The organism is Paenibacillus sp. AK121, assembly GCF_019042715.1.
In the GTDB taxonomy this organism is placed as follows: Bacteria; Bacillota; Bacilli; order Paenibacillales; family Paenibacillaceae; genus Paenibacillus; species Paenibacillus polymyxa_C.
On the sequence record NZ_JAHPJM010000017.1, the window covers coordinates 85,606 to 96,288 of the forward strand.

The window sequence follows — 10,683 nt, forward strand, 5'->3', positions numbered from 1 at the left end:
ATCTTCCCTTATTCGACACCGTTTGTCGTATTTTGTCGAATTATCACTTTTCGACATTTCCAAATCTACAATAAGACAAATCATCCGTAAAATAAGGTAAGGTACATGGATAAAGCTCTTTGTTCTAAATACTTTTGCATAATTAGGCTGTTACTACTTTTTTTAGGTTGACTGTTTTGGGAATCGTTGGTATAGTAAATATCAGAAAAGAGAAAATTTTGTCGAATCATGACACTTATATTATTTTAAACGGCGAGAGGAGCCTGATTTATTATGATGAAATCCACTGGTATTGTAAGAAAAGTTGACGAGCTCGGACGTGTTGTTATTCCAATCGAATTGCGCCGTACCCTGGGAATCGGAGAGAAAGACGCTTTGGAAATTTACGTTGATGGCGAGCGCATCATGCTTAAAAAATACGAGCCTGCTTGTATCTTCTGTGGCAATGCTGAGAACGTAATTTACTTCAAAGGGAAAATTGTTTGCCAAGATTGCATTTCTGAAATCCCAACACCTGTGACAAACTGAGAATTTTAGTATATAATAGACTTATCAGAGATTGTTAATTCTAACCTTTTTCATATATACTCCTTGTTGCCTTCCACGGTTTGAACCCAACCGTTGGAAGGCCCTTTTTTGTTTAGACACGTATTCATAAGAGTGCGTTGTACACGTCCCTCTTGGAAATTGAACGGTCTGTGGCTGTACGTTTCATGGCATCCTTGCGAGTAAGCCCCTCTGACTCGTAATGCGCGACATGAGACTCCAAAGATAAGTCCTGCCACCATGCCTGCCGCTCCTGTTCTTCTTCCTCTTCGTTTTTCCCCTCAACAACCAGACAGTATTCACCAAGCGGCGGATTTTCCTCTAATTTTGCAAGACACTGCTCCACCGTTCCACGCACCCATTCTTCATGCAACTTGGTCAGCTCACGGGCAAGCACCACTTTGCGTGATCCTAATGTTTCCTTTAATACTGTCAATGTCCTTACAATACGGTGAGGCGATTCATAAAAAAGAATCGTGCCGTGGGATACCTGAAATGATAACAATAACTTCTCTAGATCCTTTTTTTCCCTTGGTGGAAAACCAGCGAAGGTAAACCTCTCTGTATCCAGTCCTGAGGCAATTAAAGCTGATAGTGCCGCATTTGCCCCTGGGATAGGAATAACACTGATTTCTGCTTCAAGTGCCAGCTTGACCAGATCCGAACCAGGATCAGAAATGGCCGGTAGACCTGCATCGCTAACCAGTGCCAAATTTTTTCCTTCTATTATATAACGTATCAGTTCAGGCCCACTGGCAGCCTTATTATGTTCATGATAACTGAAGAGCATTTCCGGCGTGATGTCGAAATGTGTGAGCAGTTTGCGTGTCTGTCGCGTATCCTCGGCAGCGATAATATTACATGACTTTAGGGTGTTAATTGCCCTAAAGGTCATATCATCCAGATTGCCAATCGGTGTGGCAACGAGATATAACTTTCCCCGTTCCTCTTCACGGTTACTAAAGCTTTTTTGTACAGCTGCTGTCACACTGAATCCTCCTTACTTACTTCTCCATAGATTTCTCTTATTTCCTGAGTATAGTTCCCATCTTCCTGATATACAATGAGTGGGGGTAATAGGCGAACCTCCGGTTTGCCGTCACGCATCGCTTCAACAAGTACCATATTCGCTTCCATATGAATCCGTGGGTGAACAAAACGTATCCGCTTGGGTTCCAGGCTATAACTGCGCATCAAGGATATAATCTCAGCCAGCCGCTGTGGGCGGTGAACCATTGATACTTTCCCCCCATTTCGGACAAGCCGAGAACATGCCTGAATGACTTCTTCCAGTGTACAGTTCACTTCATGACGCGCAATGGCCTGGTGAGGGTTCAGCTTGATATCGCTACCATTTAGCGGCATATAGGGAGGATTCACAGTAATTGCATCATACGCGCCATGTCCCGTGATTTGAACCAGTTCACGCAAGTCTCCTTCCCGAATCTCAATCGCATCTTCTAATCCATTCAAACTCACGCTCCGTCTAGCCATATCCGCCAGGCGTGGTTGAATCTCAATTCCTTCAATAGATGCTTTGGTGCGTGTCGTCAACAGTATGGGAACAACCCCATTGCCCGTACACAAATCGAGAATCTTCCCACGCTGAAGCGGAATACCTGCAAACCGTGCCAGCAAGACCGCATCCATCGAAAAGCTAAACACTTCATCACTTTGGATAATACGTAGATTATGTGAAAGCAGATCATCAATTCGTTCAGACTTCTTTCCATTTTCGTACATAATGCTCTCCCATCCTATAACCTAAATCGCTTTTTACTCATACTTCCTTACAAAAAAGCCGTAGGCATCTTGCTCCTACGGCTTGTTTTTATTTATTCAAAAATGACAGACAGAAGAGGCAATCGCCTTCTGTTCGCAAATGTCCGTAATACACGTTGCATATATGAAATCCTTCATGATACAGCCTTGCCAGATTGTCGTAGCCTTCGCCCACGACCTCACCCGTTTCCTCTTCATCCTTAACGACGATCGGAGGAGGAAGTTTCGGCTTGCTTGCCGTCTTTTCTTCTCCAGAGGTCTCACGTTTGAGCATCTTGCGCACCTGTTCGTTTTCAATCGTTAGTCGTTGATTTTCCTCCAGCAGCTCTTTTACTGCCAGTTTCAATTCACCCAGATCGCTATGCAACTGTCCCATTTGGGTTTCCATTTCGTGAATACGCGCAAAAACATTTAATTTATCCAAGTTTCCACCCCGAAGCAACCTAATGGTTTACTTGACGACTACATCGTCCATTGGAAGTTCCTTGACCTTACTGATCTCAAACAGTTGAACATGTACCGTACGATGGCCTGCATTGACACCTACCACTTTTCCTTCTCCCAGAGAAGTGATAACCATCTTACCTACCTGAGGTAGCTCTTCTCGCATGCTCTCGTAGTTATCATGTTCAAATTTGAGACAGCACATCAATCTTCCGCACAACCCGGAAATTTTCGTCGGATTCAGCGACAAGCTCTGATCCTTCGCCATCTTAATAGATACCGGGTCAAAATCCCCCAGCCATGAGGAACAACACAGAATACGTCCGCAAGGTCCAATTCCACCAAGCATTTTAGCCTCATCCCGTACTCCGATCTGCCGCAGCTCAATTCGTGTACGAAAAATGCTGGCCAAATCCTTTACAAGCTCTCGAAAATCAACTCGACCCTCTGCCGTAAAATAAAAAATGATCTTATTGCGGTCAAATGTAAATTCCACATCTACCAGCTTCATTTTAAGGTTATGGTCTTTAATTTTATTTAAACACGTACCGAATGCATCCTTGGCCGCCAATTTATTCTCTTCTACAACAAGAGCGTCATCATCTCCGGCAATACGAATGACTTTTTTTAAGGGTAGGACAACATCCGAATCATTTACTTCTTTTTTGCCCACCACAACCTTGCCATATTCAATCCCGCGTGCGGTCTCTACTATGACGCAGTTTTCTTTCTCCACTGGAAGGTCCAGCGGATCAAAATAATAAGTCTTGCCCGCCTTCTTGAAACGGACACCCACTACACTATACAAAAATTAACCCCCTTGTATGCCACTAAACCTCATTTGTAGCCGACATTGTACGAATGGCCGCAATTGAAGTCTCACTGTCGCACAAACCGGGAACCTGGCGTCGCGGATTGTGCAGAGTGGAACAAGCGCGCCTTCCTGTTAGCCGGTGATAGAACCGCTTGTATCGGACAACCCAATCAGAAACTGCTCCACGCATAATTGTCCGTTGACGTGAAAACGGAGCTTCTTCCTGCAATTCGCGGCCAAATCCATATAAGAGACCCATTGTTCCGTGCTGCGGGTGATTGCCAATTTGGAGACGGACTCCAAATGATCTATGAAAACAATGCTTTCGTGCCTTCCGTAACGGAAATGAAGCATATCTTTGAACCACAAATGAAACAGATGAAACAGAATATCCAGGTGATCAGAAAGTCCAGTTTTAAAAATCTTCTGTTGAGCCAGAATAATTGACGAACTCCCCCGGCTCATGGACTCCTTCACTAATTGTAACACTACGTTTCTAATTTCTGCAAACCAATTCTGCTGGAGAATTTCTCTACATGATTCCAGTCCGGAAGCCATATGAACCACTGACCGGACAAGTCCTGCCGTATAGCCTTCCCCAATTAACGCCTGCATCATCATTTCCGGCTGTAAAGCGTGGAAAGGTACCTGCTGTGTCCGCGATTGAATCGTAGGCAGCAACGCCTGTCCATTTTCAGAAATGAGTATACCGACCACAGGAATCTGAGGCTCCTCCAAAAATTTAAGCAGGCTGTTAGCAGCTTGCACTGTCATGGTATCCGCCTGCCGAATGATATATACCTTAGGGTTGGAGCTTTCAGATTTGTATGAAAATATTCGTTGAAGTCCACGAATCTGATCAATTTTAATCGTTGCCCCATCAGGCTCTACAATGTGCAAGTCCGGGTGATTCCCGTGCTCTACCTTGCGGCATGACAAGCACTCCCCACATGCATCATCCGTCTGTTTCTCACAGAATAAAGCCTTGGCAAAGGTCTGTGCCATGTTCATCTGTCCGCTTCCCTGCGGTCCGCTAAAAACATAAGCATGGCTGACTGTGTGATTCCGCAATGCACTCTGCAGCATTTTTTTAGCTACATCCTGCCCTAATATATGTTGGAAAGACATATTTCCTCACTTTCTCCACTGAAAACAACGATGAACCATCAGCTAACCGTTATTTCCCCGGGCGAGTTTGTTACTGTTCCGATGATCTCACCCTCAAATCATGGTTCTTCAGTATAACTGTACTGCTGTATGCATACTATGTTTGCCCACATGTACATAGTCAAAAATAATCTGCCAGCATGATCAGCAAGCAGATTATTTCATCGTGGCAACAGCCCGTCTGTATTCATTTATAACATAAGACTGCAATTTAAAATGAAAGATTAATCAACAAACCTCTAATCTCACCGACTCCTTGCAAAAGCTCAATCTTCCCTTGCTCGGTATCAAGCAGCTCATCTGCCATTTTGAGCAATAGCTCATCCACTTCATCAATGAGCTTATAACGCTTGCTGCGTCCCCGACGATCCCATCCCTTTGTGTCTTTCATAGACACGCCACGCCGAACTGTATCTTCCAAAAACCGTTTGACCAGCATCTTATAGGCCTTCAACTCACGAATCGTCATTGAGCGAGCAAGACGATCTCCCTGCATTTGAATTTCCTTAAAGCGCCGGTTCAATTCCTCCTTCGAAGCCTGCTCCCCATTTTGCTGCATAACATCGGAGAAGCTTTTCGGTTGAATTGGCTTAGCACTCGTTTCATTTGTAGACAATGTACTGTGTAAAGGGCGGTAGCCCGGATTTATTTTCATATAAACCTGCTTTCTCCCCGGATGCTTCCCTTTTCCCTCAACGAACAGTTCAATAGAGAACTCGGGAGTCTCTTCGGCTTTCCGGGGGCTGCGCTGTAGCGCTGCCGTTTTAGTGGATCTGCTCCTCATTCCCATCATGAGCGAGAAACAGGCATTTCCACTATCATATCGGCAAAATAGGTTCTATTGTGTAGATTCAGAAATGCTCGAAACGGTCTACAGGCATCACGAAAACTGTCGCTCCACCCACCTGCACTTCAACAGGCAACGGTAGATAGGAGTCCGTCGTCCCACTCATAGGGGTAACGGGTGTGACCAGCTGTTCACGTACCTTGCAACTGCTGCGAATGACATTCATCAACGAGTCTACCTGATTGTCATCAACACCAATCATAAATGTCGTATTGCCTGCACGCAGAAATCCTCCTGTACTGGCCAATTTGGTAGCACGGAAGTTAGCCTTCACCAGTCCGCTGGATAATCTATTACTGTCCTTATCCTGTACAATCGCAATAATCAGCTTCATCCTGTATTCCTCCTTCAAGTCATACTAGGGACACCTTGTCCCTAGCTCAATTTTACCGTATATCCTTCGACAATTATACGCTAAAATTCTGAATAAACCGCTTTTTCAGCAAATCCTTCAATACTTGCTCTACCTGCTCTGGTGCGGGAGATGCATCCACAATCGTAATTCGTTCCGGAAATTTGCGAGCCAGCTCCAGATAAGCCTCTCGTACCTTATGATGAAACGATATGCTCTCCATATCGAGGCGATCCATTTCCTCTCCCCGTGACGCATTAATTCTTGCCAACCCCAATTCGGGCTCAATATCCAGATAGAACGTGGCATCTGGCTCCCAATCATCTACCGCAAAGCGATTAATCGAAGCTACCTCTTCAATTCCGATTCCTCTTGCAAACCCTTGATAGACCAGGCTACTGTCCACAAAACGGTCACACAATACGATAGCTCCTTGTTCAATAGCCGGCTTTACCTTCTCCACCAAATGTTGACGCCGCGCCGCCGCATATAAAAGTGCCTCTGTTCGGGCATCCATACTGGTATGAGCAGGATCCAGAATGATAGAACGAATCTTTTCAGAAATTTCGATGCCGCCCGGTTCCCTCGTCGTGACGACTGGATGGCCTTCTTCCTCCATATACTTTGCCAGTCGTTGGATCATGGTTGTTTTACCGGAGCCGTCTCCCCCCTCCAGCGTAATAAAAATGCCTTTGCGATTCATGTTATTCCCTGCTTTCCTGCCTGAAAAATAAAAGTCACCCACAGGCTGCGTATGCTTCTTTTATCCAGTCTTCTGTATTTGTTAATTCTCTAGTATCTAATCTTTATTGTAAACGGAATACCCGAATCGTAAGCATACTTTCATCTGCTATCCCTTGCCATTTAGCTCCCAGCTCACGTAGGCGAATCATCCGTAGAGCAATCGCTTCTGTGATCATTTCCCCTGCATATAGTAGCGGGATACCTGGAGGATACGGAATAATCATTTCAGCAGCTATCCTGCCAGCTGATTCCTCCACAGGCACGATCTCCATCTGATCTGGATTAATCGGTTGAAGCCCAAACTGCACCGGACTGGAGTAAGCCTTCATTCCCTCATTGTTCCACGTGGAAAAATCCAATTCTGGCCTCTGCTGCTCTATCCCCGCTAACTCCGGCTTATCAGCCGTCCACTTAAACCTTATATCATTATTTATATGCACAAGAGCCTGCAACAGGTGACTCGCATCCCTAGCTGTAGAGCCTAACGTAAACAATAAGACCACATGCTTCTCATCGCTCATCTCTGGGATACACCGGTAAGTCTCCAACTCACATTTTAACCCAAAGCCATCTAGTACACCCCATGTATCATATAGCACCATTTTAAAAGGGTCCTGAGTTGAGTAACCATCACTTCTCTTCTCGTCCCTTTCCAGGGCCTCAGAGATCCCCTTCTGAGCGCCACACTCTTCACTTACCTGCTGTGTAGGTTCTACCAAGCGAAAGCGTGGGAGCTGCGTCAGCCCCTTCCTAAAGGCGTCTGCTGCTGCTAGGCCCTCTGTAAAGGCATCCGTGCCATAAGCATCGATATACCATCTTGCCAAATCGAGCGAGGCCATTAATGGATACGAAGGGCTGGAGCTTTGCACCATAGCCAACCGCTGACGGAGCAGTTCCCGATGAATTCTCCGTCCTTGCACATGTAACATGGCTCCCATGGTCATAGCTGGAAGCATCTTATGTGTCGATTGGACAACTATATCAGCACCACAGGAAAGAGCAGAGACTGGCAAACGAGGATGCAGTCCATAATGAGCACCATGTGCCTCATCTACCATCAACGGCACATCGGCTGCATGACAAGCTTTAGCTGTAGCAGTCAGATCATGCCCCATCCCATAATAGTTAGGGAGCGTAAGTAATACTCCTTTAGCCAATGGATAGGCCTTGAGAGCAGCCTTTATCGTGTCTGTCGATGGAGCAACCGCCAGCCCGCTTAGTGTATCTATTTCCGGATCTAGAAATACGGCCTTGACTCCCGATAACATGAGACCGTTCAGAACAGATTTGTGTACATTTCTCTGTACCAGTAGTACATCTCCCGGCTTCGTACATACGGTCAAAATCATAGCCAAATTTCCGACTGTGCTGCCTCCAATAAGCCAAAAGCTCTCTTCTGCACCAAAGCACTTCGCAGCCAGCTCCTGACCTTCACGGATTACGTCTTCTGGGTGATGCAAATCGTCCAGTCCGGTAATTTCCGTCGCATCAATAGACATCACCTCTTGCAACAGAGATGCCATTTCTTCATGCCTATAGACTTGTCCATTTTTATGACCGGGTACATGGAAAGAAGCATTTCCCTGAGACCTGTAACGTATTAGAGCTTCCACTAACGGTGCATGAACCGCCTTTTTCCCCATCATTCTGCAATCCTTCCAAACAAAGCTTTATATCTACCCTATTTTATCGTAAAATCAAGCGGAATCCTACTTTTACTCACAGAAAAAAAGGCCCGTATCGACAGACCTTGGAATGCCCATCCTTCAAACACTAGCTAGCGAAGGAGATTATGCATTTTTCTGTACCCAAATTTGCTTTAGTTGATCAATAAAAAAATGATATTTGGCGTCAGTTGCATCCGTGTGCACCATTTCCGCTTCACACGTATCACAGATAAACTCGGAAACGATAAAAATGCCTTCATGTTTGTGTTGTCCGCATATGATGCAGCGGTGGTCACCTTGATCATGCATATCCATCCCACCTTGTTTCTTTTACTATTAGTATGGGTCACTTTCTACTATTTTAAACCTTTTCATAGCCCAGTTCGACGATATACTCTATATATATTCTCCTTGGGCTATTATGGTGTTTGTACCCCGTATGTTTAAAAAAACAGCCGCATATGCCGATATAATAAGAAAAGCTTCTATGTATGGATGCTCTTTCATCGAAGCCTTTGTAAACTTCATCAGTGAGAGCTTTTCCTGTAATTATAGAATAGGTTAGCTAACGCTAGATGTCGTCGTTCTATACTCTTACAAAAAATAATTGATGCTTATTAAAGCGGCATGAGCGAAGTACCGTCCCTTTTTCCGGCTGTGGACGGGAAGCCACTTGTGATGCAGTAGATTAATGAAAGGACTGTTCGCATGACAGAGGAAACCGGAACCAAAGCTACCTACTATCACTACAAGCTCATCAAAAAAATCAATATACCGCGTCAGCTGATATGGAGTCACCTCACACTGCCTGTTATTATGCTTCTCTTTCTGCTTCTTGCCTTTTCCTGGACTAGTGTATTTTTGTTTGCTCTTGCCTTTTTCCTAACCTTATGGGTACACTTCGTAATCTCGCGATCTGTCCTATATATAGGTGGTGGGCCAGCCTTCCGCAAACGCTGGGCATTCCAGCGCAGGTTGCCTTGGCTAGGCTATATGACAGACCAGTACATAGGCTATAGGATTTTTCGTCGTGTGCACATACATACACTCTGGATTGGTACCTGCTTATCTGCCGTATTCATTCTCTGGTCTCCACCAGCCTTTACAGTATCCTTACTCTTCTGGCACTTATGGCTCATTGCACCGCGTTTATACGTCTTGAGTCGGCTTACAGGGGAGAGAAAAGATGGCATGTTGAAGTTCACCGATGAAGAAGCCTCCTACTATCAACAGTAAATCAATTCACCTCCTATCTGTACAGATCGAAACTTCAACTAATGTATCTCCAACGCTTCAGCCTAAGAATAATAAAAAGGAGCAACCCGACCCGGGTTGCTCCTTTTTTGTAATTTAACAAATTATAATCCCTTTATTCTCTCACTAAATAGACTTAGACTTTATCCACATTATATATGTCGTTAAATTAGTAAATCAATCTATACACAAATATATAAAAGGAAGCCACTCTCTACACAACGGCATTTTCAAGTGCTTCCCCATCTTATCATTCATCATTATCCGTACAGCAACCAATACACTATGAGTTAACTATGACCCCACAATACATCTTGTGTTGCATACTTAAGTGAAAATCGCACTCTTAATTAAGGTCTACACTTTTACTCTTCACGGTAGCTTTTCTGTCTTTTGGAACCAATACGGTAAAAGAACCATCATGCACAGACAAATGCACCATGTGTTTATTTTTCTGGAACACCTTCTGATTCGAGGTAGATAAATTCGGTTCCTCAGTCCAGCCCCAGGCTGCAATCTCCTCCAGATAAGGAGCAGGTAGACTATCGCTTTCCTTCAACGCTGGCAATGCATAGCGTACATAGTCCATGTCCGAATTGCTGCTGGCCCGATCGGTTTTACTAGCTTCTTTGGGAACCGGAAACGTCTTCTCGTTAGCAGCACCCTCAAACGATGTCCAAGAAGGCTCCTCTTCCACGCACCCGGTAAGAATCGCGACAGCGACACTGAATAGCACCAATAGAGCAAGCCATTTATTTCGCCGCATGATCTTCCCTCCTTACCAGCCTGATTGACTATACAAAATCCTATAATGGAGTTTGCATAATTCTGCAATATAGCAGCGTATGTGTATGGGATTCAATACCTATATTATACAGGGTTTGCTCTTACATTCCGTAACAAAAATGTTACCTTCCTTTTGTAAGGATATTTCCAAATTACATCTATATGCAAAAAAGAACCATAATCTTAATAAGATCATGGTTCTCTACTTGTTGCTTGGCAACGTCCTACTCTCCCAGGACCCTGCGGTCCAAGTACCATCGGCGCTGGAGGGCTTAACGGT

Annotated in this window: 13 protein-coding genes; 2 read left to right on the forward strand and 11 right to left on the reverse strand. The window is 44.7% G+C overall.

What is annotated here, in order from left to right; all coding sequences use genetic code 11:
• Positions 1–273: 273 nt before the first annotated feature.
• Positions 274–528 (forward strand): AbrB/MazE/SpoVT family DNA-binding domain-containing protein, encoded by a 255-nt coding sequence (locus KSP24_RS22765; protein ID WP_007428005.1) that lies wholly within the window; start codon positions 274–276, stop codon positions 526–528.
• A gap of 124 nt (positions 529–652) precedes the next feature.
• Here KSP24_RS22765 and rsmI read toward each other — a convergent pair whose 3' ends face one another.
• The 10 genes from rsmI to KSP24_RS22815 all read right to left on the reverse strand — a co-directional run bounded on the left by rsmI (position 653) and on the right by KSP24_RS22815 (position 8,672).
• Entirely contained in the window at positions 653–1,534 is an 882-nt protein-coding gene (gene rsmI, locus KSP24_RS22770; RefSeq protein WP_040102451.1) for a 16S rRNA (cytidine(1402)-2'-O)-methyltransferase, read from the reverse strand.
• Entirely contained in the window at positions 1,531–2,289 is a 759-nt protein-coding gene (locus KSP24_RS22775) for a tRNA1(Val) (adenine(37)-N6)-methyltransferase (RefSeq protein ID WP_064962630.1), read from the reverse strand. Before KSP24_RS22775 ends, rsmI begins: the two co-directional genes overlap by 4 nt.
• An 88-nt stretch (positions 2,290–2,377) precedes the next feature.
• The gene (gene yabA / locus KSP24_RS22780; RefSeq protein ID WP_013368663.1) at positions 2,378–2,752 is read right to left on the reverse strand and encodes a DNA replication initiation control protein YabA; all 375 of its coding nucleotides are present in this window, start codon (positions 2,750–2,752) and stop codon (positions 2,378–2,380) included.
• Between the two features lie 27 nt (positions 2,753–2,779).
• On the reverse strand, positions 2,780–3,580 hold the full coding sequence (locus KSP24_RS22785) for a PSP1 domain-containing protein (protein WP_013368662.1): 801 nt from the start codon (positions 3,578–3,580) through the stop codon (positions 2,780–2,782).
• 138 nt (positions 3,581–3,718) lie between these two features.
• Positions 3,719–4,714, reverse strand: coding sequence for a DNA polymerase III subunit delta' (holB, locus tag KSP24_RS22790; RefSeq protein ID WP_216976832.1), 996 nt, complete (start codon positions 4,712–4,714; stop codon positions 3,719–3,721).
• Positions 4,715–4,964: 250 nt separating this feature from the next.
• On the reverse strand, positions 4,965–5,408 hold the full coding sequence (locus tag KSP24_RS22795) for a YaaR family protein (protein ID WP_013368659.1): 444 nt from the start codon (positions 5,406–5,408) through the stop codon (positions 4,965–4,967).
• Between the two features lie 196 nt (positions 5,409–5,604).
• Positions 5,605–5,934: a cyclic-di-AMP receptor gene (locus KSP24_RS22800; RefSeq protein ID WP_007427998.1), complete on the reverse strand. Its 330-nt coding sequence runs from the start codon at positions 5,932–5,934 to the stop codon at positions 5,605–5,607.
• A 73-nt stretch (positions 5,935–6,007) separates the two neighbouring features.
• Positions 6,008–6,655 (reverse strand): dTMP kinase, encoded by a 648-nt coding sequence (gene tmk / locus KSP24_RS22805; protein ID WP_013368658.1) that lies wholly within the window; start codon positions 6,653–6,655, stop codon positions 6,008–6,010.
• Between the two features lie 103 nt (positions 6,656–6,758).
• Positions 6,759–8,342 (reverse strand): aminotransferase class I/II-fold pyridoxal phosphate-dependent enzyme, encoded by a 1,584-nt coding sequence (locus tag KSP24_RS22810; RefSeq protein WP_216976834.1) that lies wholly within the window; start codon positions 8,340–8,342, stop codon positions 6,759–6,761.
• A 144-nt stretch (positions 8,343–8,486) separates the two neighbouring features.
• Entirely contained in the window at positions 8,487–8,672 is a 186-nt protein-coding gene (locus tag KSP24_RS22815) for a sigma factor G inhibitor Gin (RefSeq protein WP_013368656.1), read from the reverse strand.
• A 399-nt stretch (positions 8,673–9,071) separates the two neighbouring features.
• On the opposite strand from KSP24_RS22815, the gene KSP24_RS22820 reads away from it, so the two are divergent.
• On the forward strand, positions 9,072–9,599 hold the full coding sequence (locus KSP24_RS22820) for a hypothetical protein (RefSeq protein WP_216976836.1): 528 nt from the start codon (positions 9,072–9,074) through the stop codon (positions 9,597–9,599).
• A 364-nt stretch (positions 9,600–9,963) separates the two neighbouring features.
• Here the strand turns inward: KSP24_RS22820 and KSP24_RS22825 are convergent, their stop codons facing one another.
• Complete coding sequence (locus tag KSP24_RS22825) at positions 9,964–10,383, reverse strand: hypothetical protein (RefSeq protein ID WP_013368653.1); 420 nt, start codon at positions 10,381–10,383, stop codon at positions 9,964–9,966.
• Between the last annotated feature and the right edge of the window lie 300 nt (positions 10,384–10,683).